This is a genomic window from Vibrio nitrifigilis (genome assembly GCF_015686695.1).
GTDB lineage: Bacteria > Pseudomonadota > Gammaproteobacteria > Enterobacterales > Vibrionaceae > Vibrio > Vibrio nitrifigilis.
In genome coordinates, this window is the sequence record NZ_JADPMR010000004.1 from 1,459,404 (window position 1) to 1,484,196 (window position 24,793).

Below are 24,793 nucleotides of genomic sequence, written 5' to 3' on the forward strand. Positions count from 1 at the left end.
ATTCTACGTGGGATTGACCCTGCGATTGAATTTGCAGCGTTTTGTGTTTTTATGATGAATGCCTAATGGACACCGATGCCACAGCCCAACATCCGAACTAACACAAATTGCAGCAAACTCAATGCCAACTAAATATATCTAAGTATCAATGCATTACATTTACAAACTCACAATTAAGGCAACAATCTGCCTAAAATGAGCAAGTTTCTGCTTCACATCGCTATTTATTGCCCGTCTTTTCAAGAGCGGTGATTTGTTTTTGTAATTGGTTATCGAGCTGAGCTATTTGCCAGCTCAAATTATTTAAACGCTTTTTCAGTACGTTAAATTCTTTTTTCGCTTCAACTAAATCGCCTTGCTTAATCAAGGTTTGCACATAGTCTACGCGTCCATAAACCGGGGATAAGCTAACAGCAAAATCTTCCAACGATTTGGCATTACGCTGCAATGCAGACCAGCGCTGTTTCTGAGCTAACAGGGAGATATTCGCCATCTTGGTGCGAATATCGCGAAAACGTTCAATGAAATATTCGGTCTGTTCTAATGCTTTTGTCTGCGCCGCTGAAAACGCTTTATCTACCTGTTGAACCTTTGCTGATTCTGGATATAACGTTCGCAATGTTGTTATTTGGCTAAGAGCATCGAGTTTAGTTTTCTCAACAGATTGCTGCATGTTGTTTGTTGCGGCACCGCTGTAGAGAGCAATAAAATCATCCTCCCAGCGAGCGAGCTGACTTTTCGATACCTGATTTTGATACTGTGAGAGAGCAGCTTCAGTCTGAATAAGAGGGGTCGCGCGATATTGAGCATAGTCATCTTTATGAAACCACGCATAATGTCCATAAGCCCATTGACCAAACGCACATACTGCCAAGCCGATCAAAAACATGACGCCACACCATAACCAGTGACGAGCTTTAGGCACAGAAGGAACCTGCTGAGCTTCTTCTTTGTGCTGACGTTTCATCAACGTGTGGTATTGCGTTTCGATACGATCAATATGCTCAAAAAGGGCAAAACCCACCCCTTCAAAATCGACTAAATGGTCTGGCTGCTGCGCTTCAAGTAATTGATGTAAGCGTTCGCAATGACTTTCTGCACGATAAAGTTCACGTAATGCTTCATAAGTGGGCTTCAGAGATTTCAGTTCTTGAACAACCTTGCCATTGACCCAATCAAGCACTTCTTTGCGCATTTTTGCGGTTTTAGTATCAGGCTCAGAAAGGTTACTCAGACTATAGCTAAGAAGCTCTAACCCATTCGCAAACCCCGCCAGGCCATGGACTTTTAAACTGGCCACCGCGTAATAACCAGTGATCAGAAAATCCATGCCTGGCGCTTTTGCTAAACGTTCACAACATGCAAAGACCTTTTCCCAATCAGTACCGCCAGCTAAAGGGTTGAATCGGCGATTTACCTCATCACGAATAATTTGATAGTTTTCTAATTCCCGAATCGCATTGGAGTCATTGGTTAATTGATAATATTGACCATCCAGGAAAATTGCATTCGACATACGTATTCCGCTCTAATCTGAAAAGAGGAGCGAGTTACCTCGCTCCTTATAATGGAATGTTATTGTTTTAGTACAGTGTTTCGGACAGCTTGAACGATTTGAATAAGCGTTCAGTAAATGGATTTGCATCCGCTTCAGAGTTCAGTCGGTAAATCATATCGCCACCATCAACATGGAATTTGTAATCCACTGATGTAGGGCTAGCAGAAACGACATCACCGTGGTCAAGAAGGCGGAAGAATGCCCATGGACCCTGAATACTGATACTACGTGGAGAGACGTTCGTTTTGGTTGGTACCAACGTCACTTTAGATACCGCTGAATCACGTAGCGTATTAGGCCAAATCAACTCCACATTTTCACGTGGTCCATGACTGTATGACAGATACTGACCATCGACATTCAATACACTGCGACGTTTATTGCCAGTTAAGCGCAACGGCTCAACAGAGAAGCTGACATCCAATACACCTTTACGGTTAAAGAACGCGCGGCAAATACGCTGTGCTTGTTTGATTTCATCCAGCACTTCTTTACGAACGATAGAGTGATCAGCACCGTTGTCACCAACACTTATATTCTCATCAATAAACATCTTCAGCTGATTGTTATAGAAGCTATCTAACGTACCATTTGGCGCGAAGAAAGATTCAAAATCTTCCAAAGAGACATCTTTTGATGAATCTGGATTAAACGGATAACGATTGGCTAGTTTCTCTTCAAACGTTTTATATACATCTTCATGCCAGCGAATTTCTAAGTGTTTAATCGCAGCTTGTTTCACAACATACCAGCTTTCATTTGCCAGCTTAGTCATCATCGCATCTAGTGGTTTTGGTAGCCCCGATGCAATACGTTTCAACGTATAGATAGGATCGGCATTCACCAGTTTGAGACGAGCTTTAGTTGCATCCAGCGCTGCTGTACCAACATCCGGTGCATCTTGAATCGATTTCAGATAATTTTGCAGTTCTTCAATCGATGCGAGAACTTCTTGGAAATAAGCTGGCTTATCCCCCATTGGTTTTAGCATGTCGTTGAGTTCAGAGAACGGAGCTTCAATCATCGATGCGACTTTGTATTTCGATGACTTGATCAATTCTTTCTTCGCATCATCGTCATCCACAGCAGCGTACATCTCGGTATTGGTATCTAAAGTACGCAATAGACGTTGTAGCGGTTCAACGTTGCCAGTGATGTTTTCTAACACAGTGACCGCATCGTTAATGTCTTTGAAGTATTTTACATCAATTTCATTCAATGCATTACGCCAAGTATTATTGTAATCAGATACATATAGCTGGCGAATCCGGCTACGTAGAGCCTTTTTATCGGCTTCGCTGAAGTTAGCCGACTTGGTTTGTCCCAGTACCCAGCTATCAATCAGTGCCAATTCAGAAACCGACTCTGACTGAGGCATAAAGTAATCTTCAAAGCCATGTTTAGTCAGCATTTGTGGAATATATAGGTTACCACTGTTCATAACGCGCTCTTCAAAGACCACATCAAACACTGGGCCAATCAGGCTACGTAAATTGATTGCAGGACCTAATACAGATTGAGCATTCAGTTTTAAGTTACGATAAACACGCTGCTCATTAGGCATTGAGCCAAGTTGGTCTTGCACTTTAGCGATGGTTTGATCGTATGGCTTCATCACTTTATCCGCCATTACATCGCCGTGTTTACGATCTGAAGTCAAATCCGTGTGCAGCATTGCGTAATCTAAGTGTTGCAGTAGTTCGTTTTGAACTTTACTTTCACCAGAAAAATCTTGCTGCCAATGACGAGCAAAGTAATCCATCACATAGTCTTTATAGCGACCACTTTTGTCTGTCATCATGCGGTAAACACGTAGAACAGCGAGTTTTTCCTCATCTGTTTTCGCATTTTTCAGATCAACGATAACATCAGACATCAGCAATGGTAAGAAGCGAGTTTCTAACAAGTTCAGATAGGTTGCTTCAACACGTGGACCAATAGTGTGACCTTGGTAAAGACCAAAATCAGAAATAAAGCGCGGCTTATCACGGAAGAAACCAAATTCCAGTGTCGCTTGGCGAATCTTGTTCAGAGGTTCTAACACTTCACGTTGAGATGCCATTTGTAAATTAGAAGGAAACTCTTTTTTATACTGGTTTACCTTCGCCAATACTGCATCGGCATGTTCGATATTAGCTTCGTAGTAACGCTGCCATGTGCCAATTAATAGAACAGAGGCAATCGAACAGGAAAGGAGTGATAACCCCATGATACGACGTTTTTGACGCGTCACACGAAAGTTATCCGACGCCAAACCGGCTTCTGGATAAATAATCTTGTTAAACAGCTTTTGCGTAAAGTAAACCGTTGAGTTTTTCGCATGCTGTGCACGGTTAACCGCATGAGACAGGCCATAACGACGTGATGCGGCATCATCGAACGCGTTTGTCGGTACGCCTTGCTGATACACAGAAGTAAAGTAAGCCCCACGAACTAATGCTGATGTAGAGAATTGGTCACTGGCTAATGCATCTTCAAAGAACTGCGCCAGAATATCTTTCAGCCCCGCCATTTGACGAGTAAAGCTATAAATCGCGTTACGTTCATCTAAAGGCATCGTTTCCGAGACAGCTTCTGGCAACAATGTGTTAATGCGAGAGACAAACTCAGAATAATCACGAGAAAACTCTTCTAACCAATGATCAAGGTTTTCAATTGAATCGAGCGAGAATGTAAAACCTAAAACATCTTCACGTTCTGCTTTGGAGTAATGCTTGAAGAAAGGTTCAAAACCATACAACAAATCAAGTTTTGTCAGAGCAATATAGACAGGTAAACGGGTTGACAAGGTTTCCATCAGTTCACGCAAACGCGCACGGAGTAAACTTGCATATGCCTTACGCTCCGACGCAGTTGCAGCCGCTAGATGAGATACATCAAGGGTCAACACAATACCATTGAGCGGACGACGACTGCGGTTACGATCGAGCCATTGAACAAAGTGTTGCCATAAACGACGTTCCATTTCACCGTCGTTGTCCATTTCACGGCTGCCTTGAGTCAGTAACTCACCGTCAGGATCGATCAATACGGACTCGTCACCAATCCACCAGTCGAAAGAATAAGGGTTTGCACTTTTCTTACCAGAAGCTCGACGAACTGAAGAGAACACAAAGTTCTGGCCTGAGCGGTTAATCAGGCTTGTTTTACCTGCATTTTCCAACCCCATAACCAGATACCATGGCAACGCATAGAGATAATTGCGTTTGTTCATGTTCTGTTTCATATCAACCATAACTTGGTTGAGTTCTGCTTCCTGGCGCTCCTCATAAACTTTAATCGGATCTTCACGCAACTGTTCTTCACGTTGCTGCTGAACTTGGAATGATCTCAGTTTACGTGCCTGCCAAAGCCCCCAAAGACCAAAACAGCCTAATGTAAATAGCGCACTGGCTACCGCACGAGCTGTTATAGATTCTAATGGCTTAACATCATAAATATTAAGCCATGGGCCTGCCCACCAAATCGCTACATTCAATAGAATGAATGCAGTGAATAGTAAAATAGGAAGCGCAGAAACCATTCCTGGTTTAAGCTTTTTCACTATCCCGACAATAACTTTCCACATGGATTGTGTCCTTCGTTTACTCTGACGTTGTATTTCTTTCTAATTGTTCAATCAGTGACGGTTCCCACTCGGTTACACTCATGGTTGTCACTTGGTTGTGTAATGTTTGATACTGTTCTTTAGCCATAGCATCAAGATGATTTGCCTGCATCAAGTCTGCAGACAAGAGTCGCCAATAAAACTTATCGCGCGGTTCCACTGCACTCACTAAGCCATCGTTTAGCATCGATAAAGCCACCGCAATTCCACCTTCTTTAGCCACATTAAAAGCTTCTTTGCGTTTTTCTTGCCAATCACCGCCGCCACCAGATTGTGTTGCCGCTTGTCCCGGTTTAGAAGCTAGCCACTCCTTTACCTCTTCAGAGACAAACGGCTCCCCACCTTTGAACTTTAAATCGTACAAAGAAGGTAAGCGGGTAAGAAACTGCTCTGTTTCTTCTATGATGGCTTGGCACCACTCTTTTTTTCCTAGGCTTTCGGCAATCTGATAGCTCATAAAATGTCCGTCAAACCAATAGGGTGCCATGGTCAAACTTTGTTCTACTTTGCGCCATAAGGCCAAATCAGGGTGACGCATTTGGTCTTGATAATCTTTAACTCTATCTTGTTGCATACCGCGCAACATGGTTTCGCCATCCGCTTTGTGGTCAGGCAAAGAGGTGATACTCCCCCATACTGCATAACGACGAAGACGCACTGATAACGCAATTCCATATTCTTGTTCTGCAAGAAATTCAGAGACTTTAAGCAAAGTTTGCTTGGCAGCTTTATCACTGGAATTATCGACTGACAATGAAGTCGTTGTTGTCGTTGGACGAGCCTCACTTTCCTGAGCTTGTGCCGGCTTGTCTTGCTCAACTTTTTGTCGTTCTTCAACTCTGCGTAATTCGTTTTGAATCTTCAAAACCACAGATTCTACGACATCGGAAGTTAAGCCATGGGACTCAATATTTTTTTCCCATGTCGCGACCGATTGCAGTAGCGCTTCACGTGCGGTTGAGTCATAGCGATTAAATTCTAATTTTTCGAGAACGAGAGCAAATCGCTGTGCCATTTGGCTAAAAAATTTACGACGCGGTAAATTGCCGCGTTTACCCGGTGCTGGGAAACTGTCTTCCCAGAAGTTTTCCATGAAATCACTCATCACATCAAAAGATGCTTTGAAACGTGATGGTGTCGGATCGTTGTGCAGACACTGTAGTAAATACACCAATAATTTAATGTCTTTACTTTTTTCGCCTAACAATTTGACCGTACTGTGCTCCACCTCTTCCCATTGCACGCTAGCGTGGGAAAGTGAACCCACTTTCATCATTTGGTCTTCAACGAAATCAAACAACGGATCATCAAACAAACGTTCACCCACAGGACTATCACCTGGGATTGGTTGGGTAATCTGACGACGATATTCTGCTAATTCCATATCGTCACCTACCAACCACAACGCTGACGAAGCGCTGATAAATCTTGGGCGATATCTCGTGTATTAAAGTTAAGCCCGTCGGCAAATTTTGCATTAGAACGCAAAACGAGACGAGGCTCTTTAACCATGGATTTCATCATGCGAATTGCCGGTAGCCCCCGTGCTGATGACATCAATACACCGAGATCATCACTACGCCAATACTGCTGATCACCACCAGCTACTGCAACGCGAATGCGGCCATCTTCAACCGGTTGTGGAAGTGCAAGCTCAACTCGGCTTAGGTTATTCATGCAGCCCATCAGTAACACTGGCTTAGCATTTCCTTTGAATTGAGTGTTATCGTTAGTCGCTGTTAAAGCGATCCAAGCGCTGCTGCCACGCCCTTCCCCCTGAGTGACTAAAGCACGATCCTTATCACCATCTTGATGAGCCGCATCCATTGCTCTTTGCCAAGCTTCTGGGAACGCTTCACCATCTTTTTGCGCGACTTGAATCGGTGTTTTAAATACGCGATCAAAGCAGTCTAGCCTCTCTAACCTGCCAGTGATAAGTCGACATTGCTGCGCCTTTTTGACCAATTTCGTATCATTACCAGCCGCCATCGATGGGCTAGAAAACACACAAAATGAAAAGGCAACCCAGCTAAACAGTGAGACAATTCGTCGTTGAGTATTCATTGAGATTTGATCTCCAATTTTTGACACTTGTAAGCTAGGGTTCGTTTGGGAATACCCAGACTCAGCGCTGCTTTGGCACGATCACCGGAGTAACGCTTTAGACGCTCAGTGATGATCTTGGCTTCAAAGTCATTTAATGCCGCTTTAAGGTCACTAATGACTTCGCAGTTCACATCATTAATGTCAGGAGTCGATGTGGTAGGTGCTGCTGCAAACGCAGCAGATGTAACGGCCACTTCCGCCGATTGCGGTTGAGGGGCAATATCTGCCATCGCCATAATACGATGAGCAAAACAGTGTTCCTCAACTTGTGTTCCGTCTTCTGTTTGCGCACAACCAAACTCGATCAAGTGTTTGAGTTCACGAACATTACCAGGGAAATTATGCTGCTTAAGACAATCCACCGCCTTGAAGTGCAAGCCTCTGATATTTTTTCCATTCTGCTCATTAAACAGATCGACAAAATGTTGGCCAAGTACTTCGATATCGTCCAGTCGTGCAGCTAACCGCGGCAACGTAATTGGATATTGGAATAACCGATAATAGAGATCTTGACGAAATTCACGGTTACGTACTTGTTCAATTAAGTTGACATGAGTAGCAGATACCAGACGAAAATCAGACGCTTGTTCTTGTTTCCCCCCTACTGGACGGAAAGTTCGAGATTCAAGAACGCGTAACAGTTTCGCTTGCAATGCAAGCGGCATGTCACCAATTTCATCTAAGAATAGTGTTCCACCATTCGCCTGAGCGATCAGACCTTGTTTGTCACTATCTGCACCAGAAAAAGCGCCTTTACAGTAACCAAACAACTCACTTTCTAACAAATTCTCTGGAATGGCAGCACAGTTAATAGCGACAAATGGTTGATCTTTACGTGATGATAACTGGTGTACTGCTTCAGCAACCAACTCTTTACCAGTGCCGGTTTCTCCCTGAACCATAACTGACAGTTGCGATTGAGCAGCACTCGCAATTTGTTGACGAAGTTTTTGCATCACATCGCTATTGCCAATTAATTTTTGCGACAAATTTTGCGCCAATGACTGTTTAACAGAACAACGTTTAATATCGTTAAGTGATTCCGATAAAGCCCGACGATCATGCTCGTCACGCTCCATGGTCATCAATAACGCACGTTGTTGTAGATAAAGCTCTACAAATTTGACGAACGTTTCATCATCAAACGCGCCAGTCACCACATGGCTTTCACCCACCATTAGTAATATCGACTGCACATGCTGATCACCTAATGGTAATGGCTGTATCAGTACTGAGTCGAACATACCAACATTGGAAACCAATTGAGAAAACGGACGATTGGCTTGCCAAAAAACTAATTCGTCTGCGGTTAAATGCATGGCATTCGCGGATTGAAGTACATGAGCAAACGGGTTATCAAAATCCGTTACTGCCCATGAACACTCTAATGTTGAGTCGTGTGGGACCAACAGACGCCCATCCGAAGTGGGCATCAATAACATGCAAGTTGAGAGTCCGAGTTCTTGCGACACAATATCGACAAAACGTGTCGCAAGCTGATGAGGCTTTCTCAATCCTACAAGGTCGGTCGCGAAAGCTAACCAGTTACTCATGATTACTCGACCTCACCGATGAACTCACCATCTTGTGCAGACAATGAAATTCGAATGACAGGCTCTTTACTTGCAAGTTTGTTTAATAATGCAAGTGACACTGGCGGTAATAACTGACCATCAATAATAGCTTCAAGCATACGCGCACCATTTTCAGAGCGAGTTGCACGGCTAAGAATCTCATCAATCAATGATTCTTCAACCACCACCTCTGCAGAGTATCGTTCTGCTAATAGATTTTCTAAACGCGCTAACTTACCTTTCACAATGTCACCTAACACTTCTTTGTTCAGTGGCATATAAGGAATCACTTCCATACGAGCAAGTAATGCAGGTTTAAAGAACGCAGCCAATTCTGGATACAATGCGTCATCAAGCTCTGCTAGATTATCTGAGTAATCGACGATGGTTTGGAAACCTAAATTTGAAGTTAGGAAAAAGACCACGTTTTGACAGTCGATTTTACGGCCTTCACCATCATTCAATTCACCTTTATCAAACGCTTGATAGAAGATATTGAGTACTTCTGGGTGTGCTTTTTCAACTTCATCGAGCAGAACCACTGAATATGGCATTTTGCGGATTGCTTCCGTCAACACACCACCTTCACCGTAACCGACATAACCTGGAGGTGAACCAATTAGGCGTGAAACTGTGTGCTTTTCTTGGTACTCAGACATGTTGATAGTCGTCAGGAACTGTTGACCACCATACAATTGCTCAGCAAGTTGCACCACGGTCTCTGTTTTACCAACACCACTAGGACCAACCAGTAAGAATGCACCTTTTGGACGACCAGGGCGGCGTAAGTCAGCGCGTGCGGTAAGTAAATGACGGTGAACGCGTTCAATCGCAGGGTCTTGCCCTTTAATCGCTTTACCCAAAATTTCAGTTAAGTGAGTGATTTTATGCAGTTCGTCGGTGTTCATTTGATCAACGGGTACGCCGGTCCAATCAGCAATAACTTCTGCCACTTGATCGGTATCCACCTGCGGGTACATCAAACGTTCCCCATGAGGAATGCTGTTAAGCTGTTGATATTTATTTTTAAGCTCGGCGGTTAACTCCTCAATCGCTTCTTGTTCAGGCTCTTCTGCTTGCTTTGCTTCCATCAACTCAGCACGCAATTCGACGATACCTTCAACCAAAGAGCGTTGCTCATTCCAAGCATTAGTTAAGGCTTCTTTCTCTTCCTCATCTTGAGCTTCTTGTGCATGAAGAACATCCAATCGAGCTTGATCAACATCCTGACCAAGGTAAGCCGCTCGTTCAAGCATATCGATTTCTAGCTGACGTTGATGACATTCCGTTTCAAGGAGTGAAATACGCGTCGGCGGTGTGGTCATATTAATCGCAATTCGAGCACATGCTGTATCAAGAACATCAATCGCTTTATCGGGCAGTTGACGGCCAGAAATATAGCGTGCTGATAATTCAGCTGCGGCTTTAAGCGCATCATCTGTGATTAAAACGTTATGAGCTTTTTCATACACACCGTTCAGGCCACGTAAGATATCAACGGCTTGAGTGATACTTGGCTCTTCCAACTTAACAAGTTGGAAGCGACGAGTTAACGCTGGATCTTTTTCAAAGTACTTTTTGTATTCTTTCCAAGTCGTAGCTGCGATGGTACTTAGTTCACCACGTGCCAACGCCGGTTTGAGAAGGTTGGCCGCGTCACTTCCCCCTTCTTGATTACCAGAACCAATCAGAGTATGAGCTTCATCAATAAACAGAATGATGGGGTTCGGTGCGTGCTTAATTGCATCTATCACACCTTTAAGACGTTTTTCGAATTCACCTTTCACTGAAGCACCGGCTTGCAGCAGGCCTAAATCCAATGAATAAAGGTCGATTTTTTTAAGTTGTGTCGGTACGTTACCCGCGACAACACGAAGAGCTAACCCTTCGATCATCGCACTTTTACCTACACCTGCATCACCAACAACGATTGGGTTGTTTTTGCGACGACGACACAGGATATCGATCATCAGGTTCAGTTCATTTTCACGGCAAAGTACTGGGTCTAATTCACCGTTCCGAGCTTGCTCTGTTACGTTAGTACAGTATTTATTTAATGGTGAAGAATCACTATTTAACACTGATGATTGTGCTGATGATTTACCTGATTTTTCGACATTTGTTTCAGATGAATCAGCAAGAATCGTTACAAAATGTTTTTTTAAATTTTCACGATTGATACTGTCAAACTGCTTGATCAATTTCAAAGGTAAGTAGCGATCAGCACGTGTAATTGCAGCCAAAAATACCGCACCGGAACGTAGTTCCGTTTGTTCAAGTTCAGTGGTAGACAGTAACCATGCCTCTTGTAACACTTCGACCAATAATGGTGAAAAAGCAGGGTAAGTATCCAATGCTTGTTCACGAGCATAACTTGATGCTAAGGCCTGTTTTACGGCATCTACTTCAATGTTTGCTTGTTTTAGGATTAAGCGAACATCCGATAGTGGGTTATCGATAAGAACATCTAAATAATGCTCTAGTGTTACCTCTGGATGCTGACGCTCGATACAGAGGGACGCTGCTTGCTCTAAAGCCAGTTTACTTTGAGCATTCAACTTTGAAATCAGTGTGGGTAATTCAATACGGATCACGACGAACACCTAGCCTTTTATTTTATAGTTAAAGTATTTGATTTAATTGATTAATGACGTCACTTGTTTTTTCATGTAGGACATAGGTATAGCCAAGAAATACCCCAACCCACAGAATGAAAAAACCAACAAATACCGACCAAACTGGCATTTGAGCACTTAATTTATATTTTGATTGAACAACATGGTCTGTGGCACTTGCCAACGATGGCACCGTTTTTTCATCTATACTTGATAGCAAATCGTGCAATCGCGTGATCACTCGTTCACGTTCAACGTGACCACCATCCATCACACGGTACTTACCCTCAAAGCCTAAGACTAAGCAGTGATAAATGAATTCTAATAGTGGTTGATAACGCTTAGGTTCGTCTTCCAAACGACCTAAAATAGTAAACACTTTTTCACCGCCCCACGTTTCATTATGGAAACGGGAAAGCATAGAGTGTTCAGCCCAAACACTGGATGCTCCCCATTCAGTTCCCATCACCGCCTCATCTAAAAATGCACATAGAATATAGCGATAAGCCATGAGAACAGCATGTTCAAAACCTTGCTCAGATAACTCAATTTCAATAGCTTTAATTTCTTCGATCGTTTGGTGATAAATCTCTTCAATATTGTCGCAATCAGACAGAGAGCGAACACGTAGAGATAACCCGAATAACGGGGTCGCCGCATCAATCAGTACGTTCGGGTTATCCCCGCGTAGTTGGAACCAGTAGTCCTGGTCATAGTTGATTTGTTCGACGTCATCAAACAATAACTCACTGTATTGTTGTTCTTTTTTATTTAACGCCATGATTAACTCCTAATAGCCCAGAACTGCAGGTCTAGATCATCAAACGCTGCTGCAACGTGGAATGCAAAACCACTAGAATTTTTCAGCATATCCCAAGCAGGGCTAGTCTTATCCAATTGGTAGTATGTATAACCAGCGTGATATGGTAACTGGCGAGGTGCTACAGGTAGAGAAACAAGTGGAACACCTGGCAATTGCAATGAGATGAGTTCGCGAATTTTCTCAACAGATGACACTTTAGTTTGTTGAGTAAAGAGTCGGCGAAGTTCATCAAGCGGCATACGTGCTTTAACAGCAATAATAAATTCAGCACTGTCCATCAATTGTGGATCGTGTACTGGCGCAACCATCAATCCGTATTTACGTTTATCTAGCTGAATTGAAACTGCACGAGGTTCAAGTACCACACTTAGACTCTGACGTAAGTTACGAATCAGAGGGCCGAATGACAGTCCCGGCATATCGTGGTTATAACTTGGTAAACTCGGTGGCATACGGCTTTCGCTTGTAAACGTTGAGAGCTCTCCACACACAGTCGAAAGGCATTCAAATAAACGTTCAGGATGAAGACTACGTAATTCTGCCAAATGTTGCATTTGCGGCTGTAAGCGGTTTAATGCTTGTAGCAACATAAAATCGGATACATCAGCAACACCACCTTGTGATGGGGCCGCGATACGTTGAGCGATATTTTTAGCTCTCTCACGCATCAAGCCAGACATTTCATTAATGAAACGGTGCAAACCCGATAGTCCAACCACATTGTAGTGACAGGGAATAAATTCTTGGTCGAGAACGACACTACCGTCTGGACGCTTTTCAGAAATACGAGCAATAGCGATGGATGCGTAGGCACTACGATCTTCTTTTTCCAGCATCAACTGCATTCTTACAGGAGACACATCGATAGTTGTCGTATCACCTTGTGCACTGTGAACATCGCGAACTTCCATGCGACGGCTCACATAACGACCCGTCCCTTTTTCTTCTGGCCAGTTCACTTCCATCAACGACTCACTGCGCAATGGAACCGCAAGGTAAATAAGCTGGTTTGCCAATGAAGCATCTTCAATTTCTAGTGCATCAGGCATCGCATCTTCTTGAGGAATACGAAATGCGGTGCCATCGGGCATAATTCCAACGGCTCGTTCAATAGCGATACGTCCAAAAGAAAGGTATTCTGGGTTTAGTGACAGCTCAGAAACACCATAAAGATAACGACTAGCCGCGCTAATGCGTTCATCAATGTAATATTCCGTGTAGCGCTGTTGCTGCTGGAAATGCTGAGGTTTAATAAACAACCCTTCATTCCAGATAACTCGGTTACGTGCAAACATGGCCTATCACTCCACCCGATCTAATTTGACGTTGTAATCTTTAAAAAGCATTAATAAGTGGTACTCGCGCCCCTTATTGATCACTTTGACCGCTTTTTTCCACTCACTCAGTTCAGGGTCCGCAAAGTGTGCAATCACACCGATGTAATGAGTGTCTTTACTAATTTCAAAAGAATTAACAAACTTAAATTGTCCTGGCATCAACACGTAGTCATAGCTTTTAATAAAGTTACTGCGTAGTGCTTTTTCATAGTCTGTTTTCAGTTGGTCATAATCAGCAGACATCAACATAGAATCATCTTGTAATTCAAACACTTGAATTTCAACGGGTGATGCTTCACCCCAAATATTCGGATTCACCCCTTCATCTGCGACAAGGCTGAGTGTCACCTTCGTCGGCTGTTTCGCTGGGTTGTACGCATCTTCTGGTTGTTCTTCAGAAGAGCCACCGCTACTACAAGCGGTCAACAACATGAGCGGCAACAGCAACAACAGCAGTTTTTTCACCATTACAGCTCCAGTTGCTTCTCACGGATTTTTTTGTCGTACGCCTGCTCAAAGATTTCCCAGAACAATTTTTCAAAACCACGTTGGCGATTTGACGTCAGTTCTTTGTAGTAATTGCAATACATGTCCCACGCCCACGCTTGATCGTTCGATGCATGTGCGTCGGTATTACGGCGATAGTGTTGGAAACGGCGTAAAAGCACTTCTGGAGAAAACGCGGCCAAGATTTGAGTGAGAGCTTCTGATGTTGCATGCTGCATCGCATCATTGTGATCACGAACGTTTTTCAAACTTTCAGAAATAGCGGCTGGCGCAGATAGGTGAACTAAGCTTTTGTTAGAATCGTACATAGTGCGCACGGTTTCTTCATAAGACAAACCAAGACGAAGCGGGTTATCTTCAATCGGTTGAAGGTTACGGTTCATCGTACCAAATCGACCTTCACTGACTTGTTGGTGGAGATCAAGTAAACCTTTAACACACGCCTGTAAGGACTCACCCATTTCTTCTGACAACATATGCATGCGTTTCATATCATTATCATCACTGATATCAACACCTAAACCTTGCAACATCGGACCGGTTAGCAGGTGCTTACTACTGCCTGTTGGTGATACCGATGTTTCATTAGATTGATGTTGAGTCTCTGCTTGTTCTGATTGGAAACTTTTTGCAACTTCCTCTTCAAGCAAATCTAGTACTTTGTCATCCATTGGGGAGCCCTCTGATACGTTGTTTAGCGTTGTGTCGTTATAATGTGATTGTGGTATTGGTTCTGCATGAGACTGATTTTCAGCAATTTTTTTTGCTTCCTTTTTACGAGAACCAAAACCTAAAATTCGTTTTAAACTGATAGAAGAAGTCATTTCATACTCACTATCGGCCTGAGGTGTATAGTTCAATTCGTTCAGAACCAGATTATCCTCAGGCACGATAGAATCTGATTCTTCATTAACTTCTGGCACAGGATCATCAATTAACGATTCCGTTTCTTCTGTTCTCGTTTTGACGGCATCCAACGCCAGCAATGGGTCAGCGTCAACGCGGGTTTCTTCTGTGCGTTCTTCTTCGTCTTCAGTCGCATCAGCAAGCAAGTCAACCTCACCGTCCGTAAACATGGTATCGAGTGAACCTACTGTTGGTTCATCGACCGTTGTGCCCATTAGCACGCGTAATTGATATGGGCCGACACCCACTTCATCTTTATGTTCCAACTTAGCGAGTTGATTCAAACCAAGCGGCATATGAGATCCATTCACATACGTCTCACCACAACGGTCTTTAATACAAAACGCACCATCAATCATCACCAATTCACAGTGCACAGCTCTTACTTTATTTTGCGAATCTTTTAATCGCCATGTCGCAAATGTGTCAGAGCCAATCGTGCCACCAGATTCGGTCCACGTTGATTGAGCAGTTAAGCCTGATTCCAATAACTGAACGTTGGTAACCAATAAAGTGAGTGAAGGCGATGTTGTTTTATTCATTTTTTATTGCCTCACTTGTATTAATACGTGTTGATCTTGAGCTTCTTCGCCGAGGAAAGTAGTCCATCCCAATGCAACACCTCTTTTAGAGTTCAATTGCATTGCAGGCGCTTCATCTTCCGCCATACTTAACTCAAGGTCATAAGCCATCTGCTCACGCAGAATCACTTCCACCAACTTGCATAGAGGTTGGTACTCTTTGCCTGAAGGAAGAAAATCAGCAAACCGTTCTCGAGTCAGTTCACTAATCTGGATGGTGAACTTACCGTTACAGTCCATAACGGTTTCACCAATAATCGAATCAACGCCGAGTTGTGCGTTTTGCATCCCTAGCGCCATTTGTTGTTCGCGTTCAATGTTGACTTTTCTGCGTACCCACTGCTGAATTTCGACTTTAGGTAAATCGAAACAGTGAGCAATAATCCCTGCCACTACTTGCGGTGAACGGCTGCGACCCGCTAACGTGCCAGCATATGCCAACATTTTGCACCAGTTGATCGGCGCTTCACCGCGTAAACGGGAATCGCCTAAACCTACTAACGCGAACAGTTGTGCTGAAAAATCGTCTTCTGCATCTGGTTGAAACCGCACGTAATAGCGATACTTTCGCCATACTCGGTAAACCAGATTGATGAGGCGATTATTAAAAAAATCAAAAAATGGTTGCCGATAACCACCAGGCTCTTCGCATGCTAATTGCTCAGTAATGAAACCAGGTAATGGTGATTGAGCACCTGACAAACCAAAAAAGTTAGTCAGCATTACCAAACGGTCATCATCGCGCTCGGTTAATGAAGCTACGTCTGATGGTGAAAAACCCAAACTTGTGTTGGCACTAAACACCAAGCGACATTCACGCTCCCATTCTTCAGATTCAGGATTGAGATCATTCAACCTCTGCAGCAATTCGACCAACTGATAGAAGTTGTATGAATGTACTTTTTCGGGCAAATGCCCATGGGGCACTTGCGTATGCTCATCGTCAATCATTAGATCAACGGCTGCATTCCGCTCTGAGTTCCCCATGTGTACTTCTCTCGATTGGTGATATTAACCACCACCAACTCATGGAATGAGTTAATGCTGGCGTAAAGTGCAAAAAAGTGACTCAGTACTGTGCCAAATAAGTACAAATCACCTTCCGAACCAAATTTAGTTTGATCAACATAAATAATTGACTGCAAACCTCTAACAGGTAAACCTCGTAGAATTTTATCCACGGGTTTTGATTCAATTTTGTCGATGCCTTCTAAACGTTGACGACCAATGCGCTCAGCTTGTCTATCGACTAATGCACGGAAATCATAAGCTCTTAAAACGCTGCTCAAAGCATCTTTTGATAGTAGTGACAGATAGTTAAGAGATAAGTTTGAGATCAATGTCCAAAGCAAACTTCCATCTAAAACTGGACGTAAACATTGCGTTGGGATGGTGATATTTCTAAAAGCAGCAAAAGGCGGAGAAGTATCTGTCGGTTCACAAATATCGCCAATACCTAGTTCTAAAGGTAATAGGCGATTAGTACAGGTAATCTTTACGGAAACAGCTTCATCGACACCAATTGAAGCAGTTTCATCGCTACGAACAAAGGATAGGAAAGTATCAAATCCGTCACCACGAATGCTGTCACGAGTTCGGCTACGGTAATACAACGCCTTGCGATTACGAGCACGTTCAACTTCATGTTGAAAACTTTCAAAAGCAGAATAAACACGTTTTTCACCACGAACTCGACGCCCTGATTGGGTTGAGTCCTGCCACCCAGTCACACTATCGATACTAAAAATTTCATAGTGAGATGGATAGCGACTTGAAGGTATTACACGGTATTCGGTTCTCTTACCGTTGAGATCAATAGGATCAGCATCGTGCTCGAATAGATTAATTGCTGGTGTGCAATACAATTGGAAATTTTCATTACGAACACGAACATCACTCGGCAATGTTTTAGAAAAACTAATCTTCAACTTAAACTCACCATGCACATTCTTTGGCAATGCGTGGCTTAAGCCGGCAATATCAATAAAGTGAAACGCTTCTGGGAAAGAGAGGTATTCTTGAAGAATACGATATCCTTCATAAACATTACTAGGGTATGGCAATAAAGACTGCTCGCTTTCAAAGCCAACAGTTGAAAATGCATTTTTAGGTAGTGAAAACTCTACACCATTTACCTCAACACTGATCTTGGCCAAATAATGATTTAACCAAAGATATAACATCTGAGAGCTGTACTGATCACCACCTAGATAAAAACGTAATTTGCCTAACTTAGCATCCCCAGCACTAATATCGCCGTTTAGACACATATCTAAACTAATTGTGGTCGCTTCTCTCGTGTGTTCAGCATGTACACCAAAGCAATTTAAAGGATATAAGTCGACATCTCGGCAAGTTCTAAAATGACATTTAGTACCGAAAACCGGCTTACTATCTAGCTGAGTTCCTCGCGCGACTGTCTGCTTTTCACTGACACTTTTGTCTGGAGAAAAGGACATAATTGTCATGCTTGGCACTGGGCGTAGATAGTTAGGCCATAACATATTGATGATCGAGTGAGTAAGTTCAGGAAACTCATCTTCCACTTTTTCTCGCAAGCGTGCAGTCAGAAAAGCAAAGCCTTCCAACAAACGTTCCACATCAGGATCCGTATTACGCCCATGGAGAAACCGCGCTAGCTGGGGGTGAATTTCAGTAAATTCTTTCCCTTGCTCTTTTAAAAAGGCGAGTTCTTCTCTGAAGTACTTATCTTGAGTCATATAGCTTAATACACTCGATATTTTCTATTTTGATCCAACAGCAAATTGAACTGTATTTTGTCGTGCAGTGCTTCACTGTTGAGCGTTGCGACAATATGGAATCTTAGCGTTAATGGATCTTGGCCACCGTTGTCAGCTCTTACTTGCACGTTAATTAAACGCGGTTCATAAGTTTGCAAACAGTTTTGGATAGCAAGACGAATCCTTAACGACAAGTCCATTGTCTCTAGTGTTGCGTCATTAAAATCAAGCAATCCCAAATTGGGGGCACTTTCAGCGCCTCCAACTCGAGTATTCAAAATATTCGCAACATTACGTTTTACAGATTCGAGTACATCACCAGGTTCTGGCCCTTGGGTCAGTGACATAGGCTTAGAGCCGGCTTCTAAACGTTCAAAGAAGCCAACTCCAAATGCACTCTCTTCAGGTGCAATGTATGTCATGATTATTGATCCAAGCGACCTACCAGTGATAATTCAAAGTTCGCGCCCATGTATTTGAAGTGAGGACGAACTGCTAACGACACTTGATACCAACCTGGGTTACCTTCAACATCTGCAACCTCAATCTTCGCAGCGCGAAGAGGACGACGGCTACGAACGTCTGCTGGTGGGTTTTCTTGGTCAGCAACATACTGTTTGATCCAGCCGTTCAATTCACGTTCTAGATCTTGGCGTTCTTTCCAAGAACCGATTTGTTCACGTTGTAGAACTTTAATGTAGTGAGCAAGACGGTTGATAATCATCATGTAAGGAAGCTGAGTACCTAACTTGTAGTTAGTTTCCGCTTCTTTACCTTCTTTGGTATTAGGGAAGATTTTTGGTTTCTGAATTGAGTTTGCAGAGAAGAATGCTGCGTTATCACTCCCCTTACGCATAGTAAGAGCAATAAAGCCTTCTTCTGCTAATTCAAATTCTTTACGGTCTGTAATAAGTACTTCCGTTGGGATTTTCGTTTGAAGTGCACCCATTGACTCAAAAACGTGCACAGGAAGATCTTCAACAGCACCACCACTTTGTGGACCGATAATGTTTGGACACCAGCGGTATTTTGCAAAGCTATCGGTTAGACGAGTTGCAAAAGCGAACGCTGTATTACCCCATAGATAATGCTCGTGAGATTCAGTCACATTTTCTTGGTAATTAAAGGTTTTGATTGGATTTTCTGTTGGGTCATAAGGAACACGCAACAAGAAACGTGGCGCAGTAAGGCCAAGATAACGAGCATCTTCTGACTCACGTAGTGAACGCCATTTAGTGTATTTTGGACTTTCAAAGATAGATTTTACATCTTTGATATTTGGTAATTCTTCAAAAGAGTCGATGCCAAAGAACTCAGGACCAACACTTGAAATAAATGGAGCATGCGCCATCGCGCCCAAAGCCCCCATATATTGGAGAAGCTTCATGTCTGGTGTAGATGGCGTAAAGGCGTAGTTACCGATAATCGCGCCTGTTGGTTCACCACCGAATTGACCGTAACCTGAAGAATAAACATGTTTGTATAGACCAGACTGAGATGTTTCTGGAGCAAATTCAAAGTCTTCAAGCAGTTCTGCTTTCGTTACATGTAAAATATCGACTTTGTTGTTTTCGCGAAAATCTGTGCGGTCAACAAATAGCTTCAAGCCACGCCATGATGATTCAAGCTGTTGGAAAGATTCATTATGTAAAATCTCGTCCATTTGAGAACTGATTTTTTTATCAAGTTCAACAAGCATTTGATCTACAAGTGACTTGTTTACAGGTTCATCCGTTTGATTTGAACCAATTAAGTTTTCAATGAAGGCTGCAACACCCTTTTTCGCAACATCATATCCCTCTTCACTCGGTGCAATACGAGTTTGAGACATGATTTCGTCTAGCAAGCCACCTTCGGCGAGCTGAGCACTTTCTAATGCTGATTCTGTAGTAGACATCTTTTTGTTCCTAACCGTGAATTATGTGACAAAAGTTATGAGTCAAGTTTTAAGCGAATTACTCTTCCGAACTAACGATGTTCAGTTCAGAAAGTAGTTTTTCACGTGATTCTTCCGAATTAAGGAGCTCTTGTAGACGATCGCGGAACGCTGGGATATTTCCTAGAGGACCTTTCAACGCAACAAGTGCTTCACGTAATTCGATTAACTTTTTCAATTCAGGAACCTGAGCTGCTACAGAATCTGGAGCAAAATCTTGCAGGGTATTAAAACTTAACTCGACGGGCAGTTCAGCATTTTCGTCATCAGACAATTTGCTTTTCACTGATGTGCTAAGTTTAAGGTTGCTTTCACGCATAACAGATTCAAAGTTGTTTTTATCAACTGAAACTGTCGCACGCTCTTCAACTGGAGTTTCCTCTGAATGGCCTTTAAAATCACCAACTACTAGAGTTTTTAATGGCAATTCAATTTCAGCCTGTGCATCTCCCGTTGCCGGAACATATTTGATATTAATCCGCTCTTTAGGAGCTACACTTCCTTCTTTAGACATACTATGTCTCCACTACCTATACCAATCGCTGTTAATGAATACGAATGTATAAAGTCACAAAAATAACCCTATACATTCTGACGTTATTTATATATCAAATTCTTTGCGTATCACTGTCTTAATATTTAGTTGCTTTAAGCCGTTTAATTGAGTGCAACCAAATAGTTAGTATCTTTTATTTGAGTAAGACAATGGCACTTATATTATTTATCTTCTATTCGAACGTTCAATAATATACAAGCTACTATTTTGTTATTCAACGTTCATTTAATTCAGAACAACCCTATTCTATTCACTAAGAACAAAATACCATCACATTAATGTATTAAAATATGATCTAGTTTCCAAAAAAAACCATCCTATTAATAATGTCTTGTCAGACTTATGGATTAGCTTTACCACCAACGGGTTAGATCAAATATCCCAATAAACATCATGGTTATAAAAAGGTTTCTCTTTACGTAAATTCGCTTCAATCTTTTTCGATTTCGATAAATCTTCTGGTGAAATTGTTTTCATAATATCTGAATAATGTTGTTCTATATTGTCATACAAAACACCCAGTCGATCTGTCCCTGCCGTTTCTAAGTATATATCGTAGTAGGCTTTGGCCGTGGCTAAGTCTTGGTCTACAAACTGATAATCAGTACTAAATCCACTCAAGATGATTGCAACAGCTGCAAGTGAAGTTAAATCACCTTCCTTCACCGCTTTCTGGCGCCATTTAAAAGCCTCTTGATAATTACCCAAATCTTCAAGGCGTTGAATGTAATTACGTACAGCTGGCATATACCCTGTATCTGCTGCAGCCTTATACATCTTATCTATTGTTTTTTCTCGACTACCAGGGAAAATATAAGTGCCTTCCCCAGACTCTATCGATTTTGCTTTTTCCATTAATGCCTTTGGAATATCAAAATCAAGCGATTTATTGAGATAGTAGTTCGATAATTCCTGATCCGATTTACGATAAAAATTAGCCAACTCGAACATAGCTTGACCTGGTTCTGTCTGACCTAAAGTAATCAAGCTATTGTAATAGTGTTTCTTCCAGTAGTTACGTTCACGTAATCTCAGCCAGTTACCATCGAGATACAAATGGCGCATAGCTTGCCGATTACCACCTTGAGCCGCTTTTAGTAAATATTCTTGCGCCTTAGGGGGGGTACGAATTGTTGTATTGTAGTTCGACAATTCCATTGCATAGACGTATGCAGCTTTTGCATCTCCCTTATCTGCAGAATACTTTAGATAAGGTCGAGCTTTGGTATTTTTTAGCTGAGCCCGAAGAAGTTTGCCTTCTTGATAAGCTTCATTAGCATTCAAGCTACTAATATCATAAGACTTATCACTGGATGTATCTTCGGCATAAGCATGACTCGTACACCCTAAAAGAATCAAAGACGCGATAATACTATTAGTGAAAGTTGCCACAGACACGACCTCTAAAGACATTTATTTTTGTTAATGTTGCAGCCTCAAAAGCCACCGTAAGTTTATCGTCAAGGGTTCGTGACCAATACATGATAGATATCATCAAGTGACGCACTATGTTAGTTTGTTTGCAACAAACTAAAACGTTGCTGTCCATATCAACTCTCCATAAGCCTTTTTTATGTTTGGATTGGGCTTCTAAGCTCTTTTTTTGAATATCTGATACTTATTGCCTTCGTGATAATAACCCTAGCCATGGTAGATTATCGCTCATCCCAAACATTCTGGTGACGTTGTTATTTAGAATTCAGTTAAGCAGACCGACAAGCTATCGATTTCAATACGAATAAGCCAATTGCTTATTAGTACCTCTGCTTAGTGGCCCTATAATGACGTAAATTTAAGTAAAAATAATCACCTCATTAAAGCAACAATTCAACTTTGCGATAGATATTCCAAATTTAAAATACTTACCATTTTCTGACAAAATTAAAACAAAAAAATAATTAATCATTAAGACACAATAAAATCAGGAATTTAATAAAACATCATTCTATATACCTAAAAAGTCATAACCCATTAATGACCAATAATTTACATAAACTTTGCATAAAACATTTAACAATCACCTTTAAAATATATTTTTTGGATAAACATCACAAAAACAAACTTTTAAAAATCTCTGATCTATTAAAGTCAATTTTTTAACATATCGGCTCTTAACAACAGAAGAAATAAAAAATACAAATGCTTGAAAATGAATAATTAGCTTTCTAAATACATAGAGACGGAGGTTGCTGGGATTTTATACTTTAAACGGATACTTGTTTTAGTAACTACGCTATACCTCAAATGGCCTCAAGATGCAGAATTCAGAGCCTCATCAAAGAGCACAGGCCAAGATCAACATCTTTAAAGGTATGTTTGTTCCCTTTCAACGTGATTGAATGAAGAAATAGACTTGCTGATGCGTGCCCCAAGAGCAAGTTTTATTGACTCCAAGGCTGTGTGACTAGTTCTGAAAGCAGAATAACTCTATCTTCAAATCATTGCCTTGACTGATAGCGAATGTATGCTCTCTGAAACGGCATGGTGAGGGAGCTGGCTTATAAACCATATTTTAGAATTCTTGATTCATTTTTTTCAACATATCTGCAAGGATTTGTTGTTCTTGTTCTGAAAGGTGACGAGTAAGATCTTCTGTCAACTGCAAATGAAGATCATTGTGAATCTTGAACACTTGAGTGCCCTCTTCGGTTAAATTCACCAAAATAGAACGCCTATCTCCTTCTAACGACTGCCTTTCGATTAGCCCTGCTTTTACTAGCTTATCTACTTGTACGGTCAAGGTCCCTGTCGTAATACCCAAATGGTTAGCTAACTCTTTCATGCGCATTGCACCATGGCTACCCAGAACTTCCAGTGTGTGAACTTGAGCTAAAGAAAAGTTAGTTTCTTTAACCACAGAAAGCTCCCAAGAAGACATTTTGTCGTAAAACTCAGTGATCAAGTTGTTCAGTTTGGCTAAATGCTGCATATCTAATTACCTGATGGATGAGAGACCTCTATAGTGAGGTGCGATATTCTATCAAACTCTCTGAGTTGGTGTCTAAAAAACGCAGAATTTTCATTACCTTTAGTTTCTAATGTCAACATAGCGGCATAATGATCCGCACTGACACGCCACATATGTAAATCTTTTACCGCTACACCCAAACTTTCTAATTTTTCGAGAATTTTCTTCTCATAAGATAAATTTACTTGGGCATCCAGCAAAATCGGCGCTGTCTGCCTCATTAATCCCCACGCCCATTTAGTGATGACTAATGCACCTACAATCCCCATGACTGGATCTAACCAAATCCATCCCCAGTATTTCCCAACAATGAGAGCAATAATCGCTAACACCGACGTTAAAGCATCGGCTAATACATGCATATACGCTGCTTTCAGGTTGTGGTCATGATGGTCATGATGGTCATGATGGTCATGATGGTCATGCAATAAAAACATACTGACCACATTGACTGTCAAGCCAATAATCGCAACCCCAATGGCTTCATTGAATTCGATAGATTCCGGTGAAACTATCCTCGCTATCGATTCGATAACCATAATAATGGCGACAATTTCCAGCCCTACAGCGCTCGTAAAACCACCAAGAACGCTCACCTTTCCTGTGCCAAAAGAATAAGTTCGGGAGTCTCGATGAGTCCGGGAATAACGAAGAGCAAACAACGTAATGCAAAACGCTGCTGCATGGGTTCCCATATGCCAACCATCCGCCAATAACGCCATAGAACCAAAAATGGTTCCGGCCGAGATCTCTATTATCATCATGGTCAATGTTAACAGCAGTACCCACATAGTACTTTTCTCCCCTGACTCATTCAGATAAGAAAACGTGGCTGCTTTTATACAATTTTGATTACTCATAACTCATACACTTTGATTATCAAACTATAGTCATGATAGTTTGTTTGATAATCAAAGTAAAATGGCAATGGAATATTTTCTGTCACTAGGTACAATCCTCTGAACTCAATTGATACGG

At 42.0% G+C, this 24,793-nt stretch carries 17 protein-coding genes and 2 pseudogenes; all 19 read right to left on the reverse strand.

Going from position 1 to position 24,793, the window contains the following annotated elements:
- Window positions 1-220: 220 nt before the first annotated feature.
- Entirely contained in the window at window positions 221-1,516 is a 1,296-nt protein-coding gene (locus I1A42_RS22900) for a type VI secretion system ImpA family N-terminal domain-containing protein (RefSeq protein WP_161154397.1), read from the reverse strand.
- Between the two features lie 67 nt (window positions 1,517-1,583).
- Entirely contained in the window at window positions 1,584-5,126 is a 3,543-nt protein-coding gene (gene tssM, locus I1A42_RS22905; protein ID WP_456243424.1) for a type VI secretion system membrane subunit TssM, read from the reverse strand.
- 16 nt (window positions 5,127-5,142) lie between these two features.
- Window positions 5,143-6,549 carry a type VI secretion system protein TssA gene (tssA, locus tag I1A42_RS22910; RefSeq protein WP_196125252.1) on the reverse strand — a complete coding sequence of 469 codons (1,407 nt, stop codon included), beginning with the start codon at window positions 6,547-6,549 and terminating at the stop codon, window positions 5,143-5,145.
- 8 nt (window positions 6,550-6,557) lie between these two features.
- A complete protein-coding gene (gene vasI, locus I1A42_RS22915) occupies window positions 6,558-7,229 on the reverse strand; it encodes a type VI secretion system-associated protein VasI (RefSeq protein WP_196125254.1) in 672 nt (223 codons plus the stop codon).
- Window positions 7,226-7,399, reverse strand: a pseudogene (locus I1A42_RS25375) (helix-turn-helix domain-containing protein); the annotation flags it as partial. The gene vasI and the pseudogene I1A42_RS25375, both read right to left, overlap by 4 nt.
- A gap of 107 nt (window positions 7,400-7,506) precedes the next feature.
- A pseudogene (locus I1A42_RS22920) lies at window positions 7,507-8,824 on the reverse strand (sigma-54 interaction domain-containing protein); the annotation flags it as partial.
- A gap of 2 nt (window positions 8,825-8,826) precedes the next feature.
- Window positions 8,827-11,439 carry a type VI secretion system ATPase TssH gene (gene tssH, locus I1A42_RS22925; RefSeq protein WP_161154402.1) on the reverse strand — a complete coding sequence of 871 codons (2,613 nt, stop codon included), beginning with the start codon at window positions 11,437-11,439 and terminating at the stop codon, window positions 8,827-8,829.
- A 28-nt stretch (window positions 11,440-11,467) separates the two neighbouring features.
- Complete coding sequence (icmH, locus tag I1A42_RS22930; protein WP_161154403.1) at window positions 11,468-12,241, reverse strand: type IVB secretion system protein IcmH/DotU; 774 nt, start codon at window positions 12,239-12,241, stop codon at window positions 11,468-11,470.
- 2 nt (window positions 12,242-12,243) lie between these two features.
- Window positions 12,244-13,578, reverse strand: coding sequence for a type VI secretion system baseplate subunit TssK (gene tssK, locus I1A42_RS22935; protein ID WP_161154404.1), 1,335 nt, complete (start codon window positions 13,576-13,578; stop codon window positions 12,244-12,246).
- 6 nt (window positions 13,579-13,584) lie between these two features.
- Window positions 13,585-14,088 (reverse strand): type VI secretion system lipoprotein TssJ, encoded by a 504-nt coding sequence (gene tssJ / locus I1A42_RS22940; protein ID WP_202436384.1) that lies wholly within the window; start codon window positions 14,086-14,088, stop codon window positions 13,585-13,587.
- Window positions 14,088-15,575: a type VI secretion system-associated FHA domain protein TagH gene (gene tagH / locus I1A42_RS22945; protein ID WP_161154405.1), complete on the reverse strand. Its 1,488-nt coding sequence runs from the start codon at window positions 15,573-15,575 to the stop codon at window positions 14,088-14,090. The genes tssJ and tagH overlap by 1 nt, the downstream gene beginning before the upstream one ends.
- A gap of 3 nt (window positions 15,576-15,578) precedes the next feature.
- Window positions 15,579-16,601 (reverse strand): type VI secretion system baseplate subunit TssG, encoded by a 1,023-nt coding sequence (tssG, locus tag I1A42_RS22950; protein WP_196125256.1) that lies wholly within the window; start codon window positions 16,599-16,601, stop codon window positions 15,579-15,581.
- Window positions 16,565-18,334 carry a type VI secretion system baseplate subunit TssF gene (tssF, locus tag I1A42_RS22955; RefSeq protein ID WP_196125258.1) on the reverse strand — a complete coding sequence of 590 codons (1,770 nt, stop codon included), beginning with the start codon at window positions 18,332-18,334 and terminating at the stop codon, window positions 16,565-16,567. Before tssF ends, tssG begins: the two co-directional genes overlap by 37 nt.
- 5 nt (window positions 18,335-18,339) lie before the next feature.
- The gene (gene tssE / locus I1A42_RS22960; RefSeq protein WP_161154408.1) at window positions 18,340-18,777 is read right to left on the reverse strand and encodes a type VI secretion system baseplate subunit TssE; all 438 of its coding nucleotides are present in this window, start codon (window positions 18,775-18,777) and stop codon (window positions 18,340-18,342) included.
- A gap of 2 nt (window positions 18,778-18,779) precedes the next feature.
- Window positions 18,780-20,252: a type VI secretion system contractile sheath large subunit gene (tssC, locus tag I1A42_RS22965; RefSeq protein ID WP_161154409.1), complete on the reverse strand. Its 1,473-nt coding sequence runs from the start codon at window positions 20,250-20,252 to the stop codon at window positions 18,780-18,782.
- A 58-nt stretch (window positions 20,253-20,310) separates the two neighbouring features.
- Entirely contained in the window at window positions 20,311-20,805 is a 495-nt protein-coding gene (gene tssB / locus I1A42_RS22970; RefSeq protein WP_161154410.1) for a type VI secretion system contractile sheath small subunit, read from the reverse strand.
- A 414-nt stretch (window positions 20,806-21,219) separates the two neighbouring features.
- Window positions 21,220-22,239, reverse strand: a complete 1,020-nt coding sequence (locus I1A42_RS22975) for an SEL1-like repeat protein (protein ID WP_196125260.1) — start codon at window positions 22,237-22,239, stop codon at window positions 21,220-21,222.
- Between the two features lie 1,120 nt (window positions 22,240-23,359).
- The gene (locus I1A42_RS22980; protein ID WP_196125262.1) at window positions 23,360-23,776 is read right to left on the reverse strand and encodes a MarR family winged helix-turn-helix transcriptional regulator; all 417 of its coding nucleotides are present in this window, start codon (window positions 23,774-23,776) and stop codon (window positions 23,360-23,362) included.
- Window positions 23,777-23,778: 2 nt separating this feature from the next.
- A complete protein-coding gene (locus I1A42_RS22985) occupies window positions 23,779-24,675 on the reverse strand; it encodes a cation diffusion facilitator family transporter (RefSeq protein ID WP_196125264.1) in 897 nt (298 codons plus the stop codon).
- Window positions 24,676-24,793: the final 118 nt, after the last annotated feature.

Excerpts from the sequence above, each read along its gene's own strand:
- tssB (WP_161154410.1), bottom strand. The coding sequence starts at position 20,805 with ATGTCTAAAGAAGGAAGTGTAGCTCCTAAAGAGCGGATTAATATCAAA.
- tssF (WP_196125258.1), bottom strand. The coding sequence starts at position 18,334 with ATGACTCAAGATAAGTACTTCAGAGAAGAACTCGCCTTTTTAAAAGAG.
- tssC (WP_161154409.1), bottom strand. The coding sequence starts at position 20,252 with ATGTCTACTACAGAATCAGCATTAGAAAGTGCTCAGCTCGCCGAAGGT.
- I1A42_RS22980 (WP_196125262.1), bottom strand. The coding sequence starts at position 23,776 with ATGCAGCATTTAGCCAAACTGAACAACTTGATCACTGAGTTTTACGAC.
- tssE (WP_161154408.1), bottom strand. The coding sequence starts at position 18,777 with ATGACATACATTGCACCTGAAGAGAGTGCATTTGGAGTTGGCTTCTTT.
- tssM (WP_456243424.1), bottom strand. The coding sequence starts at position 5,126 with ATGTGGAAAGTTATTGTCGGGATAGTGAAAAAGCTTAAACCAGGAATG.
- tssG (WP_196125256.1), bottom strand. The coding sequence starts at position 16,601 with ATGGGGAACTCAGAGCGGAATGCAGCCGTTGATCTAATGATTGACGAT.
- icmH (WP_161154403.1), bottom strand. The coding sequence starts at position 12,241 with ATGGCGTTAAATAAAAAAGAACAACAATACAGTGAGTTATTGTTTGAT.
- tssA (WP_196125252.1), bottom strand. The coding sequence starts at position 6,549 with ATGGAATTAGCAGAATATCGTCGTCAGATTACCCAACCAATCCCAGGT.
- tssJ (WP_202436384.1), bottom strand. The coding sequence starts at position 14,088 with ATGGTGAAAAAACTGCTGTTGTTGCTGTTGCCGCTCATGTTGTTGACC.
- I1A42_RS22985 (WP_196125264.1), bottom strand. The coding sequence starts at position 24,675 with ATGAGTAATCAAAATTGTATAAAAGCAGCCACGTTTTCTTATCTGAAT.
- I1A42_RS22900 (WP_161154397.1), bottom strand. The coding sequence starts at position 1,516 with ATGTCGAATGCAATTTTCCTGGATGGTCAATATTATCAATTAACCAAT.
- tssK (WP_161154404.1), bottom strand. The coding sequence starts at position 13,578 with ATGTTTGCACGTAACCGAGTTATCTGGAATGAAGGGTTGTTTATTAAA.
- tagH (WP_161154405.1), bottom strand. The coding sequence starts at position 15,575 with ATGAATAAAACAACATCGCCTTCACTCACTTTATTGGTTACCAACGTT.
- vasI (WP_196125254.1), bottom strand. The coding sequence starts at position 7,229 with ATGAATACTCAACGACGAATTGTCTCACTGTTTAGCTGGGTTGCCTTT.